Origin of the sequence: Undibacterium hunanense (assembly GCF_014284335.1) — a bacterium.
GTDB lineage: Bacteria > Pseudomonadota > Gammaproteobacteria > Burkholderiales > Burkholderiaceae_D > Undibacterium > Undibacterium hunanense.
In genome coordinates this window covers 63,431-82,747 of record NZ_JACOGF010000003.1, presented here as the reverse complement: position 1 = coordinate 82,747, position 19,317 = coordinate 63,431, and the positions used below count along the sequence as shown (strand labels likewise).

Below are 19,317 nucleotides of genomic sequence, written 5' to 3'. Positions count from 1 at the left end.
TTTCCGCATTAGCATATGAATATCTTCCAAATGCGAATGATTATCAATTAAAAGTACTGATCACGATATTTTCGGCACTGATCACGGTAGTGCGTCTCGAAATTGACGTGGATACTGCAGCCACTGATAAAAGAGGAGTGAAATAATGAAGTTGAGTTATTTGCGGGGTGTTTTACTGGCCAGCGGTGCGCTGGGTGCAAGTGGTATGGTGGCCGGAGCAGAAGCGCAGCAGCGTGAAGATTATGTCTTGCCAGAACTGGTGGTGACTTCCACCAAACTTGATGCCACCGGGCTGACCCCGGATGTTGCCAGTTCTGTGGCGACAGCGGCGCGCCTGAATGCCGCTGGTGTCGTGCGTACCGATGAACTGGGAAAAATATTCCCCGAGTTGACCGTCATGCCACGCAGTACACGTGTGTATTCCCTGTTCAGCATGCGTGGTGCGCCCGCGATTGATTTTTACAATCCTGCCGTGACCGTGTATGTCGACGGCATACCGCAGGATATGACTTACTTTGCCCAGCCATTGACTGGCGTCGCACAAATCGAATTGTTGAAAGGGCCACAAGGTAGTCTGTATGGTCGTTCAGCACAGGGGGGCGTGATCAATATTGTCACCAGCAAGCCAAATAACACCAGCAAGGCGCAAATGACCCTGGATGTCAGTAATATGACGCGTCGCCTTGATGTCATGGCCAGCGGGGCTTTGGTCAAAGACAGTCTGTATGGTGATATCAATGTCTATGCCGATGAATATCCTGGTCGTTTGCGCGCCGCCACTGGCGCAGATGATCTGGGTTCCAGCCGCGAGGCATTGGGCCGTGCACGTTTGCGCTGGGCACCTATGGGCGGCAACCTGGATGCCATGCTGACCGTCAGCCGAGACCGCTATAGCGCACATGATGAATATTTCCAGTCCTTCCCACTGAAATACCGTCGTGCCATAGCCAGTACACCGTTTGATTTCGCTGAACCGGCGCTGACCCGTACGGTCAGCCAGGTCGGACTGGGTGTCGATTATTTCATGAACGACTGGAAGCTGACATCCAGTAGCTCCTACCAGGACAGAAAGTTCGAACGTGTCATCACCACCGGTAATTCAGATCCGGAAAACCAAAAAACCTACTACCAGGAATTGCGTCTGGCAACCAGCGGTGGCAAGCGTGCAGTGGATGGTGTGTTCGGCCTGTATTATGAAAAGCAGGATTTTGAACGCCTGCGCGGTGTGGCCGTGCCAACCGTGCCAGCCTTCCTGTTCCCGGGTCCGAGCAAAAGTGCCTCAACCATTACATCCACAGCCATCTTCGGTGAAGCTGTCTGGCATCTGGATGAACGCCTGGACCTGACAGGAGGCCTGCGTTATAGCGTAGACAAAGCTGATATTGACTATAAACGTACTGGTGCTGCGGCATTGTCTTTCGCGGCAGACAAGCGTTTCAGCCATGTCAGCCCCAAACTGGCACTGGGATATCAATTGACGCCAGAATGGCGCGTGTATGGCCTGGTCAGTGAAGGTTATAAAGCGGGTGGTTATAACCGTGTGGCAGAGAACACTGCAGGTGGCATCCCGTATGACGCAGAAACCATACGCAACCTGGAAGCAGGCTTCAAGGCCGATCTGATGGGCCATCGCCTGCAACTGGATGGCACAGTCTTCCACAGCAAAACACGTGATCTCCAGGCACCTGTGCAATCAGGCCCTTTCCAGATGCTGGCAAACGTCGGTGATGCCAAAGCGAATGGGCTGGAAATCAATGCTGCCTTTGCTGCTACGCAGGACTTCAGCCTGCGCGGTGGTGCCAGCTGGACGCATAGCACGATAGAAAACTTCCATGCGCCAGCCGGCAACATCGATTTGAACGGCAAACGCGTTCCCTATGTCGTCCCACTGAGCCTGCGGGCCGGGACTGAATTGCGTTTCCAGATGGCTGGTGCAGGCTTGTTGCGCTGGAATACCAGCCTGACTTATTCCGGTGATCTGTGGTTCGATACTGCCAATACCTTAAGCCAGCCGACCTACACCTTGCTTGACACCTCTATTCAGTGGGAAGTCAGCAAGCGCCTCAGCCTGACTGCGTATGTTGACAATGTAGGCGACCGCATCGTGCCTAACTATGCATTTTCTTTCGGGCCACTCGGTGATTTCGGACAATATAATCGTGGACGCACAGTCGGCTTACGTCTGCAAGCGCAATTATGATGAAAAAAATTGGTACGCCAATGGCTGCCGGCAGCCTGCTTACGGTATTGGGTGGGCTATATGCCACCCAGGGTTTGTTGAGTGGACTGGTGCACGAAGGTCTGCCGGTATTATTGCGTGCACGCGGCATAGGGCTGGACAAGATAGGTCTGCTGTCATTGCTATTTTTACCGAGTGCCCTGAAGTTTTTATGGGCGTCAAGAATAGATCGCCTGACTGCCGGCCAGCCTGAACAAAGCCTGTGCTGGGCAGGCAATTTTCAGTTGTTCTTGTTGATTGGTGTGCTGATTCTGACCTTATTGCCACTGGAATCAGCATTGTCAGCCATTATGCTCTTGCTACTGGTGCTGATGGTTGCATCGGTGACGCAAGACATCGTCACCGATGGCATGGCGGTGCAGGCACTGCCCGTCTCACAGCGCGGACTTGGCAACAGCATGCAGATAGGCGGCAGCTACCTCGGTTACATACTTGGTGGCGGCTTACTGGTTACGGCAGTGGGCTACCTGGGCTGGGAAACCGGCATACGTGCACTGGCAGTATTGGTTGCACTGTGCGGCTTACCCGCATTGTGGTTGCGCCGCCGACGCGTGATGCCAGTAGTACCAGTAGTGCCGGTCACCACGATGACTGCCACAACACCAAGTTTGAAAGCCGCCTGGCGCAGACCATCCATACGCTGGGGCATGGCAACCATCATCAGTTGCCAGGCATCGCTGCGCTGGTTCAGTGCCATCATGCTGACTTATCTGGTGGACCGTGGATTTGCAGTAGTGGAAATCGGCATACTGTCCGGTGCCGGTGTTGCCGTTGCCGGTGTCGTCGGCGCCTTGCTGGGTGGTGTTCTGCTGAAACGTTATCAGCGTTTAAGCATGCTGAAAGCCAGTCTGATTGCCTATCTGGTGTTGCAACTCACCTACCTGTTGATAGAAACTTTGGGTTGGCACGCCAAACCTTTGTTGGCTGCTGTGTTTTTGTTGTTCTGCACCACAATGTCGTTGGGCTTTGTCGTCTTGTACACCATCATGATGGACTGGGCATCACCGGCACAGGCAGGTACCGACTATTCTTTGTTGCAGTGTACCGACGCTTTTTGCGCACTGGTATTCGGACTGAGTGCAGGTGTGGTCACGTCCAGACTTGGCTATGGTGTCACCTTCATGATTACCAGCGGCCTCGCATTCACGGGCTTGTTGCTGGCACCCCGCATGTATGCAAGGGCAGCGGCTGGTGCCACAGCAGAAACTGCATCGGTATCAAACACCATCACCGGTGATGGGCAGGCCGAAGAAAATACAGTAAATAACATGCTGGCCGAGGCGGGTTCATGACCGCTGCCCCACTGCAAGTCCAGGAAGGCGTCATGCTGACACGTCTGGTCTATGCACGCCTGAACGACCTGGTAACTGCGCTGGATGCAGGGCAGCGTTTTGAATTCATGAATCGCGGTTATGCCACGTCTGAAAGTCGCCAAAGCACACGCGATATGCAAGAGCGTTTGCTATGGGAAATCATTGCTGATACCCCGCTGGATGGGCTTCACATTCTTGACGCGGGTTGCGGTCGTGGAGGTGCGCTGGCAGCGATTGCAGACAGGCATAAACCTGCCGCGTTGACTGGTATTGACCTGTCAGCAGAGCAGATCGAAGCTTGTCGTAACCGTTTCGGCAGACTGAAAATACGCTGGCAGGTGGCCGATGCCGCCAGCCTGCCGCAGCAAACAGCCAGCCAGGACGTAATACTGGCGATAGAACTGTTTCAAGAATTGCAGTCACCATCTTCCTTTGCACGCAGCGCAGCGCAGACCCTGCGTACCGGTGCCTGCCTGCTGATTGCTGATCTGCTTGATGACAGTACCTGGGCCACGCTGGTCAGTCAGCTTGAGAATTGCGGCTTCAAACTGGATTCCAGTCGCGACCTGAGTACGGGCGTACTGGCTGCCGCCACATGCAGACAAAAACAGTACCAAAAAAATCCGGCAGATGCTGATGCTGGAAATAGCGAAGAAAATTTCCTGAGAACGGTACTTGGTGAAGAGCTGGCTGCGCAACAGACCGCATTGGCAAATGCTGACCTGCGGTATCAGGCCATGCGCTTCATACGCGACAGCAGGCCAGTGAATCAACATGCACCCGACTGGCATTTACCGCAGCCAGCAGTCACATGCCGCGCCGTTCAACAAACGGTTTTGATCATGCCGGAACCGGTTGAACAGGTGTTTCCGTATGGTGCCCCGACCGGTGATACGCGTTTGCCGGTATTTGCGTTTCCTTTTGCGGGTGGGGGCGCCTCTGTATTTCGTGGCTGGCATCAAACGCTGTCCGATGAAATGCAATTCTGCCCGGTACAGTTGCCCGGTCGCGAAGGCTTTCTCATGGATGCGCCTTTGCAGACCATGGAGCAATGGGTCGCCTGGGCCATGGCACAAATCCAGCCGCAACTGCAGGCAATAGGCAGTGAACGTCCGTTTGCACTGTTTGGTCATTGCCTTGGTGGCTTGCTGGCATATGAGCTGGCGCTGGCATTGGCTGAGGCAGGCAGGCCACCTGCGGCACTATGGCTGACGGCAACCAATCCGCCGCATCTGCCATTGTCTTCGATGTTGATCAATTTATTGCAAATTGCTCCTTTTGATAATGCCGACCTGGCAGTCGTGCTCAGGGTATTGGGTGGTACGCCACCGGGCGTGCTGGCAGCACCAGCCATGATGCGGGCCGTACAAAAAACCATGCAGGCAGACTTTGCCGTCGGTGCACGTTATCAGCGGTTTGACCGGCGACGTTTGCCATGCCCGGTACATACGCTGGCAGGCACACGCGACAAACTGGTGACGCCAGCACACATGAGCGGCTGGCAAGCTTACAGTGCCACACCGATCGCGCCAAAAACTGTGGACGCCGAACATTTTTTTTTGCGAGAAGCCCGGCTGGAGGTACAAGCCATGTTGCGTACCCAGGCCGCGACAATCAAAGAGGGTGTGGCATGAGCAGTATGAATAACACAAATGGCAAACGCATACTGGTGTCCGGTGCCGGCATTGGTGGTTTGTGTGCTGCATGGTGGTTAAGCCGTAGCGGCTATGCCGTTACGATAGTCGAACAGGCAGCCACATTGCGTGACGAAGGTTATATGCTCAGCATATCCGGTGCGGGCCGTCGCGTGATTGAAGAAATGGGCCTGCTGCCAGATTTGCGTCAGGCCGCCTTGCCGGTAGACCGCAATCTTTATCTCGATGCCCGTGGACGTACCATCATGCAGCTCAATCATGGCAAGCTGCTGACCCAACTTGACCATCAAGTGGTGCTGCGTGGCGACCTTGCAGATATCCTGCACCAAAGTCTGAATGATGCAGTCAATTTACAGCCAGGTACCCGGATTTCTTCCCTGCAGCAAGATGCACACGGTGTCGATGTGCAATTCAACCATGGCAATACGCAACGCTTTGACTATGTGATTGGTGCCGATGGCTTTCGTTCAGCCACACGGCGACTGGCATTTGGACCGGATACCGACTTTTGCCAGCACATGGGGATGCAGGCGGCAGCTTACTGGATCAATGGCGGCACCGCGCTGGAAGAAGACATGGTCGCCATCGCCGAGCCACGCCGTATGAGCATGTATTACCAGCTCGGCAGCAAGGGAGTTACTGCATTGCATATCTGGAAATCAAATCTGGATGCAGCACCTGCGCAACACACACGCAGGGATTACCTGCTCAGCGAATTTGCCGGCAGCCATCCACGTGTGATTGATTCAATCACAAAACTGTCGGCCAGCAGCTCTGTCTACATGGATGCCCTGATGCAGGTACATATACCTGACTGGAGCCGTGGCAGGGTTGTGCTGCTCGGTGACGCCGCGCATTGTCTGACGCTGGCAAACGGGCAGGGTGCAAGCATGGCACTGGCTGGCGCTTATTGCCTGGCACAGGAACTGGCTGCCGATTCAAGTCCGGCAGCCCTGTTGCGCTACCAGCAACGCATGCGTCCTGGTATAGCTGCTTTGCAATTACGCGGGCGCAAAGCTGCCAGGCTGTATTTGCCGGACAGCGTCTGGTCTTTCCGTTTGCGCAATTGGATCATGAGCGCCATGCCCAAGTCCATGCTGCTCAATTATTTTATCAAAAGCGCGCAAGAAGAACTTCATATGACAGACCATATTCAACTACAGCAGGCAAGCAGACGGGCCGCATAATGAGTGATCAATCAACTACCAGAGCGCCCATGCCTGCCCGCAAACGCGGGCTGGGAGCATTACTTGCACTGGCAGGAGAACGCAAGACCAGCTTGATCTGGGCTACCGTGTTAAGTGCAATGAGCAGCCTGCTGTCACTGGCGCCGCTGCTGGTGATTTACCTGGTGCTATTGCATCTGGCACACCCGCAACAGGAAAAAACGCTGACAGAACTCTGGTCCATATTGGGCTGGGGCGCACTGGCGATGGGCTTGCGCTGGCTGCTACAGGTCAGTGGCGGCGTATTGGCGCATCTGGCGGCGTTCAACATCCTGTTCGACTTGCGTCTGGCGGTGGCAGATAAACTCAGACGTGTTCCCATGGGCTGGATCACCGCACGCAACGCAGAATCCATTAATAAAGTCTTGCGTGATGACGTAGACCGGCTTGAACTGTTCATCGCCCATCACCTCAACGACAGTGCCGCCGCCCTGACTTTGCCTGTGGTCAGCGCGATTGCCCTGTTTTATCTGGACTGGCGCATGGCCCTGGTGACTCTGGTGACAGTACCTTTGGCCATCGTGGTACAGCTGCTGTTATGGAAAAAAGTACCGGAAGTCATGCGTGAATATAACGAAGTCAATGCCATCCTGGCCAGCCAGGTTGTGCAATATGTGCAAGGTATTGCTGTGATCAAGACTTATCGCCAGGGTGCGGCAAGCGCCGCCAGCGCGGTACGCTTACCGCAGGTGGTTGCCGCCTATTTTGACGTTATCGTGCGCATGGTAAAACTGACCGTACCGGCCTGGTCCGCCTTTACCGTGGTCATCGGTGCCAACATGCTTTGCATATTGCCATTTGGCGGCTACTGGTATTTACAGGGTAGCCTGTCACTTGAACTGTTTGTGCTTTGCCTGTTGCTGGGGTTGGGCATTACCCGGCCATTGTTTCAACTGGCATTTTTTGGCAGCCTGATGCGGTTGATACAGGACGGTTATGGACGTGTACAGGATTTGATGGAAGCACCTGAATTGCCTGATGCGGCCAATGCTGCAAATATGCAGACCCCGGCAGACAATAGCGTAGAATTTGACGGTACAAGCTTTGCTTATGGCGAAATAACGGTCTTGCAAGATATCAGTTTCAAAATCCCAGCTGGCAGTTTAACCGCCATCGTTGGTCCCAGTGGTGCGGGAAAATCCACGCTGGCCCAGTTGCTGGTGCGTTTTTGGGATGTACAGCAGGGAGCAGTTAGAATCGGTGGTGCAGATGTGCGTGAAATACCGCTGGCAGACATGCATTCCCAGGTTGCGTATGTGATGCAGGATGTATTTCTGTTCCACGACACGGTCTTGGAAAATATCCGTCTTGGTCGTGAAGATATCAGCGAAGAACAGGTAGTCGCAGCAGCAACTGCAGCCCAGGCGCACGACTTCATCAACTGTCTTCCACAGGGTTATCAAACCGTACTGGGTGAACGTGGTGCCCGTCTGTCTGGCGGCGAAAAGCAGCGTTTATCAATTGCCAGGGCGCTGGTCAAAAATTCGCCTGTCATCGTCCTGGATGAAGCCACTGCATTTTCCGACCCTGTCAATGAAGCGCGATTATTGCAGGCTCTGGGTGTGCTGACCCGCGACAAAACCGTCATGGTGATCGCCCACCGCTTATCAACCATTATTGATGCCGATCAGATCGTGGTGCTTGACACTGGTCGTGTCATTGCCTGCGGCAAGCACGCGCAATTGCTGCAGGACTGCACTTTATATCGCCATTTATGGCAATTGCAAAGCGATAGCGCCACCTGGAAGATCAGGAGCACGCCAACCGATGAACACGTCAAGGGAGCTGCCTGATGCAGATGATATTTGGATTAATGCGCATGGTACGTAGCGACGCCATACCCAATAACACAGCCCGTTTCCGCCGCAGCATTGCCTGGCGGGTGGCTGAATCACTGTTTGCGACTGTGCCCTATGTCGTGCTGTTTGCGGCATTGAATGCCATGTTCAGCGGCTATTTTGACATGAGTCTCATGATCAGACTGACGCTGATGCTGGCAGCCAGCCTGATGCTGCAATTATTGTGCAGCGTCGCAGCCAATGTCGATGGCTTTGTCGGCGGCACTGGCATGATGTGCGATTTACGTCTGCAAATTGCCAGCCATCTGCGTCGCCTGCCACTGGGTTTTTATGCGCGCCGCCAGACAGGCGAATTGACAGCAGTCATGACAGAAAACCTGCTTCATGTGGAGGAAGCCTTTACCCATCTGGCAGGTGAATTATGCGGCAGACTAACCATCGCCGGGCTGACCGGGGCGTTATTACTGTATATAGACTGGCAACTGGGCTTGCTTTCCATGGCCAGTGTTGCAGTTGGCTTGGTACTGTTTCGCCTGGTAAAAGAGTCCGTCAACAAGATCAGTCGCGCCAAAATCACGCAGAAAGCCGCAACCAATAGCCGCTTGCTCGAATTCATACAGGGTATTAAGGTGATACGTGCCTTTGGCCGGTCTGCGCGTGGTTACGATAAGGTATTGAGCGCTTTACAAAACCTGCGGGCATTGTCCATACGGGTGGAAATTATCGCCGGCATAGCTGCCATCGGTTTTTCCATCTTGCTGGAAATCGGTTTTTTACTGGTATTGGCACGGGCTTTTCAGTTGAATATCAACGGCAACCTGGGACATGCCACGCTCGTCATGTTCCTGGTCATGAGTCATCGCTTCTACGCCATGATGAATGAATCTGCGCTGTTGATGGCACAACTGGCTTTCTATGAAAAAAGTTTTGAAAGAATCGCCGCCTTACTCAATGAAAAATGCTTGCCCGAACCCGCCCTGGCTTTGGTGCCAGATCGTCATGATATCGAATTCTGCAATGTCAATTACAGTGCGGAAGCTGGTACGCAAACCCTGAGCAATATTTCGTTTAGCGCCCGACCCGGCACAGTGACTGCGCTGGTAGGCCCCAGCGGTGCAGGCAAAACCACCATCGTGCATTTGCTGGCCCGTTTTCATGACGTGGCAGGTGGAAAAATACTCATAGGCGGTGTTGATATTCGCAGCATGCACCAGGATGATCTGCTTGACCGGATCGCCATTGTTCTGCAAGAAAGTTATCTGTTTAACGACACCATAGAAAGCAATTTGCGCATCGCCCGGCCACATGCGACGTATGCAGAATTGCAGGCGGCCACGCGTGCTGCCTGCTGTCACGATTTCATAATGGCATTGCCACAGGCTTATATGACCGTAATAGGCGAGGGCGGTGGCAGCTTGTCTGGCGGTGAGCGGCAACGCCTGTCGATTGCACGTGCCATACTGAAAGATGCTCCCATCGTCCTGCTGGACGAAGCCACGGCATCCATAGACGCCGGTAATGAACATGCCATACGTCAGGCCATGGCAGCACTGGTGCGTGGCAAGACCGTATTGATGATTGCGCACCGCCTGCATACCGTCGCTGATGCTGATCAGATACTGGTGCTTGATCGTGGCGCTGTGGTCGGGCAAGGCCGACATGCTGACCTGATACAGCAAGATGGCTTGTACGTGCGTCTTTGGGAACAGCAGGAAAATAGCCGCCATTGGCGCTTTCGCCAGGCAGCTTGAAGTGACAACGTGACAAACACCCTCAGGTAGACGTTTTCAACTGCGTGAATTCACGCGGCGACATGCCAAAGTGCCGCCTGAACAATTTTGAAAAATGGCTGGGATTGGCATAGCCTGTTTGCATCACTACTTCGGTGATGCTGAGCTCTGTGCAACTGAGCAAATGCGCCGCAGCCTGCATGCGTTTTTCCTGCAAATACGCATGCACTGAATTGCCGAACAAGGCTTTGAAGCCTTCTTTCAGCTTGCGCTCATTCAGGTTGGAGGCATGTGCCAGTTCAGCCAGTGACCAATTGTGATCCAGCCGCGCCAGCAGGCATTCTCGCGCACGATCAAGTTTTTTATGATCGCGCTTTTGCAGGGCAGGCTTATCCGTACCTTGCGGTGTGGACAATATGGACAACAAAGCCTCGACCATCAGTGACAATAATTCCAGCGCCTTGCTGTGCAGGAAAAGTTGTTGCACACCCTCAGGCGTACGCTGGCGAAAAATCTGCTCAGCAATCGCCCGGATCGCTGCCGAAGCAGGGAACTGGTATAGAAAGCTGTCTGTTCCAGCCGGCCGCAGGCTGGCATTCGCTGCCAGACGTTGCAGCATGGGCTGGATTTGCATGCCTCTTATCTGCTCCAGCGTCTGCGCAGTGAAATGAATTTCTATCGCCCGCAGGCGTTGATGTCCGGGCAGATTGGTTTCTGAACAACTGCTGCTCGGCGAAGCAAACAGCAAAGCCTGGTCCGGGGCGAAATTGATACGTGAACGGTCAGCCAGTATAGATTCACCACTGCCTTCCAGAAATACGCACAGTGCTAGGCAGGGCGGTGATTCGGATTTGACGCTGCGATATTGCTGCGGCGTGTAATCGATGTGAGAAATCTTCACTCCGGGGCCAGTACTGATCTGGTGCCGGGTTTCCTCAAACTGCGTTGACATTGGTCGCAAACCGCTCATAAACGCTCATTGCAAAATACGGTTGAACAAATGAGCCTGCATGGCTCATCAAATTAAATTGAATGTCACACAAGCAACATGGATAGTGTAAATGAGAATCAATATTATTACCAGCCATTTAAGCGATGTTCGATTAATAAAATAGCATGAGCAAAATGCATGCCTCATGTTTTTACATACCCTGGAAGCGGTGCCTACTTTCGGTCTTTTTTTGTAGCCATCAGAGGTGAATCATAGGTAAGCACCGCGTAGCAGTGTGGCACAGCAATAGAAATGATTCCCGTGAACAATATTTACCATGTTTATACCTTACTCATATCTACCCAATTTGGTGCATTTAATATATAATGCGAATCATTCTCATTCACGATGATATTAAATAACCCATGCATCTCCTATCGCCGCTTCGGACCGCAGCTCTTACTCCGCGCTTTGCTCCCCGTTTTGCCCCCATCTCCGCTACGCTGAGTGTCTGTGCTGCACTGGTTGCCAGTACTCTCTTACCCCAGGCTGCCAGTGCGCAGACTGTGGCAACGGCAAGCCGTCCATTTAATATTGCCGCACAACCACTCGGTGATGCGCTCAATGCATGGACGCGTCAGACAGGCGTGCAGCTGTCATTGCAGCAAGCTTTGGTGGCGGGCAAGACTGCGCCAGTGGTTCAGGGTAATTTCAATGACCGTGAAGCGCTTGATTTGCTGTTGGCCGGCAGTGGTTTGACCGCCACTCAGGAGGGGGCTGCACTGGTGATCAAGGCTGCTACTGTAACTAGTGTTGCGACCGCCCCGGCATCGCCGGTGGTCGCCATGCAGAATGTCAATGTGACAGCGAACCGGCTGGGCCGCATTACAGAAGGCAGTGCATCCTACACGCCTGGCACCATCGCCACCGCAACACGCATGGTGCTGACTCCGCGTGAAACGCCGCAATCTATCAGCGTAGTGACACGCCAGGAAATGGATGACTTTAATCTGAATTCCATCGACCAGGTAATGATGCATACCCCGGCTATCAGCATCGTCACCTATGACAGCGAACGTACGGAATACTATGCACGTGGTTTCGCCATCCAGAATTTCCAGTACGATGGTATTCCGATGACACGCAATTCATCCTATTCAGCAGGCAACACGCTAAGTGACATGGCACTGTATGACCGTGTGGAAGTGCTCAAGGGTTCCACCGGTTTGCTGACCGGCAGTGGTATGCCTGGTGCAACCATTAATCTGATCCGCAAAAAACCAACGCGCAACTTCAGCGGCAATGCCTCATTGTCGGCAGGCACCTGGAACACATATCGTGGCGAAGTAGACGTGGGCGGCGCGGTCAATGATAGCGGCAGCGTACGTGTGCGCGGTGTCGCTGCCTATCAGGATCGCCAGTCAAATCTTGACCGTTATTCACGGTCGACTGCTACCTTGTACGGCATCCTTGAAGCCGATATAGCACCAAACACACTGTTGACCCTGGGGAGCGATTTCCAGAACAATACGCCCAAGGCATCTACCTGGGGCGGTATCCCTTTGCTGAATTCCAAAGGTGAATTCAATGACGTACCGCGCTCACATAATAATGGCACCAACTGGAGCCATTGGGATCAATATACCCGCACCGCCTTTGCGACGCTGGAACACAAATTTGCCAATGGCTGGATCGCCAGAGTGCAGTACAACCACCAGATCAACGGCTATGATGCGGCACTCGGTGCTGCTGCCAGTGGTTACCCCAACCCGGCAACCGGCAAGGGCGTGTCCATGTGGATAGGCAAATACGTTGGCCGTACCGTCAGCGACGCACTTGATGGCTATGTGAGTGGTCCATTCACCCTGGCCGGACGCGAACATGAACTGGTGATCGGTGGCAGCATGGCCAAATCCCGCTGGACCAATAGTGGCTATATGCCACAATCGGGCTACAGCACCACCGTGCCGGACTTTTACAACTGGCAGGGTAATGTCCCGGAACCAGTGTGGCCTGCTGCACGCAGTTTTGGTGATGATGAAACCACGCGTGAACGCGGTCTATACGCGGCAGTGCGCTGGGATTTGCACGATAGTCTGAAACTGATCACCGGTGGCCGCTGGTCCAGTTACGTCAACCGCACACAAGGCATGGATGAATCAGGCGTGTTCGTACCTTATGTAGGCGCGATATACGACATAGACAAAAACTACTCTGCCTATGCCAGCTACACCAATATTTTCAGCCCGCAATCAAATCAGGATGTACAAGGCCGCACCCTGGCCCCGGTTGAAGGTAAAAACTACGAACTTGGCGTCAAGGGGGCCTTCTTTGGTGGCCGTCTGAACGCTTCGGCAGCAGTGTTTGAATTGGTGCAGGATAACTTCGCCATAGAAACCAGCGGCCTGACACCGTCTGGTGGTGTTGCCTATCGCGCCGCGCAAGGGGTCAAGACCAAGGGCTATGAATTTGAGCTGTCAGGTCAACTGACACCAGGCTGGCAGATGCATGCGGGTTATTCACACAATATCTCTCGCCAGCAGGGGCAACGGGTTGCCACCCTGACGCCATCCAACCAGTTCAGCCTCTACACAAGTTATAAGCTGAACGAACTGACGCTGGGTGGTGGTGCTCGCTGGCAGGACAAGACCTGGGGCGATATCAGTAAACCTACAGGCGAAACCATACGTCACACGGTAGACAGTTACTGGTTGTTCGATGCGATGGCGCGCTACGAGTTCAGCAAACAATTGTCTGCCTCCGCCGGCATCAAGAACCTGTTCGACAAAAAGTACTACACCATCTTCAACTGGTATAGTACTTACACCTGGGGTGAGCCACGCAGCGTGAATCTGAACATGAACTACAAGTTCTGACACCATGGCAAGCCACGCGCCCGCCGGGCTGGCCCTGGCCCATCGTCTCACAGCCGCCATTTTGGGAGCTTACATCTTCGCCTGGGGTTTCATCACCCTGGCGATGGCAGGACTGTTTGCGTTGGGCATGTCCTTTCATGATGCCGAGCATCTGAGCAGCATTCTGGTTTTCCTGGTGTATCTGGGAGCCTTTTTGTGGGCCTTTATAGCAAAAAGAGCAAAAAATATGTTGCTCGTATGGCTGTTGCTGGGCGGCGGCGGGGCGCTGATGGCGGCTTGTGCGTCATTGCTGCAGTACATCCTGGTTTGAACGGAGAATAAATCCATGTTCCAAAATTCCCGTCTTGCGCTGGCCTGGCTGCATACCTGGCTTGGCTTGATACTTGGCTTCGTGCTGATTGTGGTGTTTTTCTTCGGTGCGCTCTCGGTATTTGACCGCGAAATAGACCGCTGGGCGATTCCGCAATCGCGTTTTGAACCACAGCCCATGCCCTCGTTCGACAAAGTACTGCGCCCGGTGTTTGAAAGCATGCAGCCTACCCAGGCGAGTGTGGACACCATGCGTGACCGCGTCAATGGCCCCATGCCCGAACGTTTCGACACCGTACGTCGCTGGGGTGCATACACCACCCATCGTGATCCGGTGCTTGGCATTTTCTCTGGGTATGAAGTCCCCAACGCCAAAGATCCGGAAGATGCAGTCTGGGGTTCTCGTACCATAGACCCGCGCAACGGCGCTGCCTTGCCTGATGACCGCCTTAAAATAGGCAGCCAGTTTTTTTATCCGCTGCACTATAGCCTGCACCTCAACTGGCTCAGCTTGGGGTATTGGATAGTCGGATTTTCTGCCATGGTCATGCTGATCGCGCTGATCAGTGGTGTGGTCATGCACCGCAAGATATTCCGTGAGCTGTTCACCTTCAGGGCCGGCAAACGTGGTCAGCGCCGCGTGCTGGACCTGCACAATATGACTGGTGTGGTGGCACTGCCTTTTCATTTTTTCTTTGCCCTGACCGGCCTGATTATCTTTGCCGGGATTTATTTTCCCGTTACCCATACCCAGCTTGAACCCTTGCATGAGCTGCATGAAAAGCTCGAAGCAAAAGAAACTGGTTTGCCCCAGCATCGGTCCGGCATCGCCGCTCCACTGGCATCGGTAGACGCCATGATGGCGGAGGCACAACGTCGCTGGGCCGCACGTGGGATGGCGGGTGAGATCGGTTTCCTCAGCGTGCAGCACGTCGGTGACAGCAATGGCTATGTCAGCATTTATCGCGCTGGCACTGATCGCATTGCACTTACTGGTGAAGGCATACACTTCAAGGCTGCAACTGGCACAGTATTGCATGAAGACCCGCCACAAACCGCCGTAGCCAGCCTAAACGAATTTCTTACGGGCCTGCATCTGCAACATTTCCGCCACTGGTTATTGCGCTGGCTGTATGTATTTGGTGGTTTGTCTGGTTGTGTCTGTATCGCCACCGGCTTCATTTTCTTTGTCGAAAAACGCAAACTGCAACATGCCAGGCAAGGCGGGCAGGGCGCACGCATAGTTGATGCGCTGGCGGTAACAACGGTAACAGGCATGTTGTTGGCTACCCTGGGCATGCTGGCCGCAAACCGTTTGCTGCCAGACGCACTGCCAACGGGCTGGCCCGCACGTGGAGACCTTGAGCAATATCTGTTCTGGGGTACATGGCTGCTGGCGATGGCTCATGCGTTCTGGCGCTCTGTACCAGTGGCCAGGGCAGGGGCATCGCCTGCGTGGCACGAACAGTGTTGGGCCGTTGCCGCCATGGCCGTCATCGTCGTCGTGTTGAACTGGGCCACTACCGGTGATCACCTTGTGCATACGCTTAGCACCGGTTACTGGCCAGTGGCCGGTGTCGACCTGTTCATACTGGTGAGCGCTGCCGTGGCAATACTGGCAGCACGCAAGCTGCAGCATCGTGCAGCACATCCGGCAACCGGTGACAGCAAACCAAATCAGACAACTCCAGAAAATCAAGACAAAGGGACGGCCCATGCTTAATGCTTTACTTTTGTTTGCAGCCCTGGCAGCGAATGTCGCCGGTATGGGCTGGCTGGCGCTGGCAATGGAAGTACACTGGGAACAGGTGCGTGGAACCAGCCCACAACCGGCACGTCTGGTTAACCGGCTAAGATGGCTGGGTGCAGCCGGGCTGGGGACATCGCTTTTGCTCTGCCTGCGGGTTGATCATGCTTCCATGGCCAGCCTGGTATGGGTGATGGCACTGGCTGTCGCCGCAGTCAGCATTGCCTTCACGCTGACATGGCGGCCACGCTGGCTAAGGGCGCTGGTGATCTGGGCGTGATCTGACGCTGGCACGCAGTGAAGTAAATTCAGTGAAGCAAATTCAGTGCGGCATCTTTTCATCAGGACGCAAGGTCAGGACCCGTACGCCATTCCGGGTCACGGCGACGGTGTGCTCGAATTGTGCGGACAGTTGGCCATCACGTGTGACTACCGTCCAACCATCGTCTTCGGTTTCAACGGCACGCCGCCCCTGATTAATCATGGGTTCGATAGTGAACACCATTCCTTCTTCCAGCAACAGGCCTGTTTTCGGCTTACCCCAATGCAGCACCTGGGGAGGTTCATGCATTTCGCGGCCTATGCCGTGTCCGCAATATTCCCTTACGACCGTATAGCCGTTTTTTCGTGCGTGCCGCTCAATGGCATGCCCAACATCGCCAAGCCTGGCACCGGGACGTACGGCCTTGATGCCTTTCCACATGGCTTCATAGGTTACTTGCACTAGCCGTTTAGCCAGCGGTAGCACTTCACCAACGAGGTAAGTTTTGCTGGAATCAGCGATGTAGCCATTTTTTTCCAGGGTGATATCGAAATTAACGATATCTCCGCTTTGCAATATTTCAGCAGGGGATGGAACACCGTGGCAAACCACACTGTTGCGGGAAGAGTTCAGCGCGTAGGCATATCCATACTGCCCTTTGCTTGCCGGGCGAGCCTTCAGTTCATCCACGATCAGGCCATCGACCAGATCATTGACCTGCATGGTTGACATACCGATCAGGCTCAGCTTGTCCAAATAGCCAAATACATCCGCCAGCAATTTGCCTGACTCTGCCATCAATGCAATTTCTTCTGGTCGCTTGGTCATGTCTAAGCCACCCTGACGGCTTGCGCCACAATGCCTGCGTCTCGCAGCTCCCGAGCGACAATCTCATTGAAACTCTGCGTCGGATGCATTTCGCATAACATGCCAATCTTGATCCAGAAGGCTGCTTGCCCATTAATTGACCGGCACGACACCACGCTCGCTTTGCGCAACTGATCATGCAAATCATCGTCGATATTCACAATACCCATACCACACACTCCATATATGAAACATATACGAATTATATGCGCACATGCAAAGATGGTACAAGTGATCTTTGTTGATACGCAGATATGTCAGAATACTGGTTAGCGTCAAACCTCCTAAAATACTATGAAGTCCCCCAATTACACTGATCGCGAAATAAAATCCGGCTCTACTGAACGGCTGGAGTTATACAGGCGCCGCTGGGGCGCCTACTTTTCGCTCCCTTTTGGCATCGCCATGTGCATTGAGGGTATCTGGGCACTCATCTTTTGCATCACCGTATTTCGTGGTCTGGCTGGTATTGTGATCGGCATCTTTGCTCTGGTACTGTCTCTGGCTTTTGGTATTTCGCTGATACAGGGGGCTGTAAAAACATTTAAGGCCAGAGGCCCAGCCCTGGTTTTTGATGAAGCAGGCATCACTCACATGAATGACGGCGAGGAATTTATTCCCTGGGAAGCGATTGAATATATTTCATCGAATGAAGGCGAGGGTAATGATTTAGGTATCTGGTTCAAATCGAAGAATACATCGAAGAATACATCGGGAAATGACAAGCCAGCGTCCGGCAGCTTCATCAACAAATTGAAGCGTAGCCTGATTGGTGCAGATAAAACCATACAACTTGGCGGTATCGTGTATAACCCGCAGGCACTCGCCAAAACCATTGCGAAACTTCACCAGCAAAGCCGTGAGTCTTGAGCGACAGGCCTTGAGTGACAGCCTGCCGGTTCAGAGGGTTCAGAGTTGTGTCGATTGCATGGGAAGCCTGCCTGGTGCATGACTGGCATGACTGTTCAGCGAAAGCATTTTTACTAAAAATCGTTCACAGGCCACGTCTGGCGCCCACGGTTCCCATGGTTGGCAATCATAGATACTGGCCAGTGGGTCATCTTCGAGTATCGGAAGTTTGATTCCCAGTACATCCAACACCTCATTGCGTGGCCATCCGGCACAATGCACCGCTTCAGAAGCCGCTATAAGCTCATCTGCCAATTTGTGCCACTTGTAGTCGATATCGTTCCAGACAGGTAGCTGATAGCGTTTGACAATTGCATCCGTCAACCGGTCGCTGACTTCCTTGAACGGCGCTCCCAATACTGCCTTGAGTGGTGAAATACAATCGAAGGCCAGCAATCCTTCTTCACCATCATGCAAGAGTTCGCGTAGTGCTTCTCCCGCATGTAAGGCCGTGTCCGTCATGGTGCTGCGCAGGGCCAGCACATTCAGGCTATGCTGTGCGACTGACAGCGGCCTGGCCCAGCAAGATTCGCCACCCCAGCGGTAAGTACGGGACAGCCTGTCGGCCAAGTCGCTGTCCAGCCATGCCTGGGGATCGGGGTTGATCAGATCCAGATGCTTGCCCGATGGCAGCCTGATCCATGCTCTTGTTTTCAATAGAGTATCCTGAATTGCCATGCAAAATGCGTGGCCTTAAAAGCACTATCTTATCTTATTCAGGTTTCCTTATCTTGAGGAACATGAGAATCCGGCAAGCCGGAAAGCAGTTCTTCCTTGCCATAGAATTTGACGCCCATCTGTATTCTTTCTCTGCCGGTTTTGCGGCGGTGGCGGTTGGTATCGCGCAATGAGTAAACGCAGCCGCAATATTCCTGCTGATAGAAATTCTCGCGCTTGCTGATATCTACCATGCGTGATGAGCCACCGGCCTTGCGCCAGTTATACGTCCAGTAGATCAGGTCATCATAACGCGCTGCTGCACGCTCACCACAGCCATTGATCTGCTTCATGTCTTTCCAGCGTGAAATGCCAAGCGAGCTCGTGATAGTGTCAAAGCCATGTTCATGTGCATACAGGGCAGTGCGCTCAAAACGCATGTCAAAGCAGGTCGTGCAACGTTCGCCGCGTTCGGGTGAATTTTCCATACCCTTGACGCGCTCAAACCAGTTATCCAGATCATAGTCGGCGTCGATGAACTCTATACCATGCTGCTCGGCAAAGCGGATATTTTCCTGTTTGCGGATTTCATATTCACGCACCGGATGAATATTGGGATTGTAAAAGTAAATCGCATAGCTAATACCGGAAGCCTGCATGGCTTCCATCACTTCACCTGAACAAGGTGCGCAGCAAGAATGCAAAAGTACCTTGTTGCGGCCTTCTGGCAAAATCAGGGGAGGGCGCTCAATCATGAAAATCCTGTCCGGAAAATGAAATGTCCCGGAGAAATTTCC

General features: G+C 53.5%; 16 protein-coding genes. 11 read left to right on the top strand and 5 right to left on the bottom strand.

Annotated features, from left to right (window positions below):
• Positions 1–145 precede the first annotated feature (145 nt).
• Genes H8L32_RS06620 through H8L32_RS06595 form a run of 6 tightly spaced genes read left to right on the top strand, consistent with a single transcriptional unit; the run spans position 146 to position 9,983 of the window.
• On the top strand, positions 146–2,200 hold the full coding sequence (locus H8L32_RS06620) for a TonB-dependent receptor (RefSeq protein WP_186946398.1): 2,055 nt from the start codon (positions 146–148) through the stop codon (positions 2,198–2,200).
• A complete protein-coding gene (locus tag H8L32_RS06615; protein WP_186946397.1) occupies positions 2,200–3,531 on the top strand; it encodes an MFS transporter in 1,332 nt (443 codons plus the stop codon). Before H8L32_RS06620 ends, H8L32_RS06615 begins: the two co-directional genes overlap by 1 nt.
• Complete coding sequence (locus H8L32_RS06610; RefSeq protein WP_186946396.1) at positions 3,528–5,186, top strand: thioesterase domain-containing protein; 1,659 nt, start codon at positions 3,528–3,530, stop codon at positions 5,184–5,186. Before H8L32_RS06615 ends, H8L32_RS06610 begins: the two co-directional genes overlap by 4 nt.
• On the top strand, positions 5,183–6,394 hold the full coding sequence (locus H8L32_RS06605; RefSeq protein WP_186946395.1) for an FAD-dependent monooxygenase: 1,212 nt from the start codon (positions 5,183–5,185) through the stop codon (positions 6,392–6,394). Before H8L32_RS06610 ends, H8L32_RS06605 begins: the two co-directional genes overlap by 4 nt.
• Complete coding sequence (locus H8L32_RS06600) at positions 6,394–8,226, top strand: ABC transporter ATP-binding protein (protein WP_186946394.1); 1,833 nt, start codon at positions 6,394–6,396, stop codon at positions 8,224–8,226. Before H8L32_RS06605 ends, H8L32_RS06600 begins: the two co-directional genes overlap by 1 nt.
• Positions 8,226–9,983, top strand: coding sequence for an ABC transporter ATP-binding protein (locus tag H8L32_RS06595; RefSeq protein WP_230412092.1), 1,758 nt, complete (start codon positions 8,226–8,228; stop codon positions 9,981–9,983). The genes H8L32_RS06600 and H8L32_RS06595 overlap by 1 nt, the downstream gene beginning before the upstream one ends.
• A gap of 22 nt (positions 9,984–10,005) precedes the next feature.
• Here the strand turns inward: H8L32_RS06595 and H8L32_RS06590 are convergent, their stop codons facing one another.
• Positions 10,006–10,914, bottom strand: coding sequence for a helix-turn-helix domain-containing protein (locus H8L32_RS06590; RefSeq protein ID WP_230412091.1), 909 nt, complete (start codon positions 10,912–10,914; stop codon positions 10,006–10,008).
• Between the two features lie 404 nt (positions 10,915–11,318).
• On the opposite strand from H8L32_RS06590, the gene H8L32_RS06585 reads away from it, so the two are divergent.
• The 4 genes from H8L32_RS06585 to H8L32_RS06570 are packed head-to-tail and all read left to right on the top strand — an operon-like array spanning position 11,319 to position 16,105.
• On the top strand, positions 11,319–13,769 hold the full coding sequence (locus H8L32_RS06585) for a TonB-dependent siderophore receptor (RefSeq protein WP_186946392.1): 2,451 nt from the start codon (positions 11,319–11,321) through the stop codon (positions 13,767–13,769).
• 4 nt (positions 13,770–13,773) lie between these two features.
• On the top strand, positions 13,774–14,079 hold the full coding sequence (locus H8L32_RS06580) for an iron uptake protein (protein ID WP_186946391.1): 306 nt from the start codon (positions 13,774–13,776) through the stop codon (positions 14,077–14,079).
• A 15-nt stretch (positions 14,080–14,094) separates the two neighbouring features.
• Positions 14,095–15,801 carry a PepSY-associated TM helix domain-containing protein gene (locus H8L32_RS06575; protein ID WP_186946390.1) on the top strand — a complete coding sequence of 569 codons (1,707 nt, stop codon included), beginning with the start codon at positions 14,095–14,097 and terminating at the stop codon, positions 15,799–15,801.
• Complete coding sequence (locus H8L32_RS06570; protein WP_186946389.1) at positions 15,794–16,105, top strand: DUF3325 domain-containing protein; 312 nt, start codon at positions 15,794–15,796, stop codon at positions 16,103–16,105. Before H8L32_RS06575 ends, H8L32_RS06570 begins: the two co-directional genes overlap by 8 nt.
• Positions 16,106–16,147: 42 nt before the next feature.
• Here H8L32_RS06570 and map read toward each other — a convergent pair whose 3' ends face one another.
• Positions 16,148–16,915: a type I methionyl aminopeptidase gene (gene map / locus H8L32_RS06565; protein WP_186946388.1), complete on the bottom strand. Its 768-nt coding sequence runs from the start codon at positions 16,913–16,915 to the stop codon at positions 16,148–16,150.
• A 2-nt stretch (positions 16,916–16,917) separates the two neighbouring features.
• Positions 16,918–17,124 (bottom strand): ParD-like family protein, encoded by a 207-nt coding sequence (locus tag H8L32_RS06560; RefSeq protein ID WP_186946387.1) that lies wholly within the window; start codon positions 17,122–17,124, stop codon positions 16,918–16,920.
• Positions 17,125–17,248: 124 nt separating this feature from the next.
• Here H8L32_RS06560 and H8L32_RS06555 point away from each other — a divergent pair, with 124 nt between their 5' ends.
• The gene (locus tag H8L32_RS06555) at positions 17,249–17,824 is read left to right on the top strand and encodes a hypothetical protein (RefSeq protein ID WP_186946386.1); all 576 of its coding nucleotides are present in this window, start codon (positions 17,249–17,251) and stop codon (positions 17,822–17,824) included.
• A gap of 39 nt (positions 17,825–17,863) precedes the next feature.
• Here H8L32_RS06555 and H8L32_RS06550 read toward each other — a convergent pair whose 3' ends face one another.
• Together H8L32_RS06550 and H8L32_RS06545 are read right to left on the bottom strand one after the other, a co-directional pair.
• Positions 17,864–18,520 (bottom strand): phosphohydrolase, encoded by a 657-nt coding sequence (locus tag H8L32_RS06550; protein WP_456243403.1) that lies wholly within the window; start codon positions 18,518–18,520, stop codon positions 17,864–17,866.
• Between the two features lie 59 nt (positions 18,521–18,579).
• Positions 18,580–19,275 (bottom strand): epoxyqueuosine reductase QueH, encoded by a 696-nt coding sequence (locus H8L32_RS06545; protein ID WP_222619246.1) that lies wholly within the window; start codon positions 19,273–19,275, stop codon positions 18,580–18,582.
• Positions 19,276–19,317: the final 42 nt, after the last annotated feature.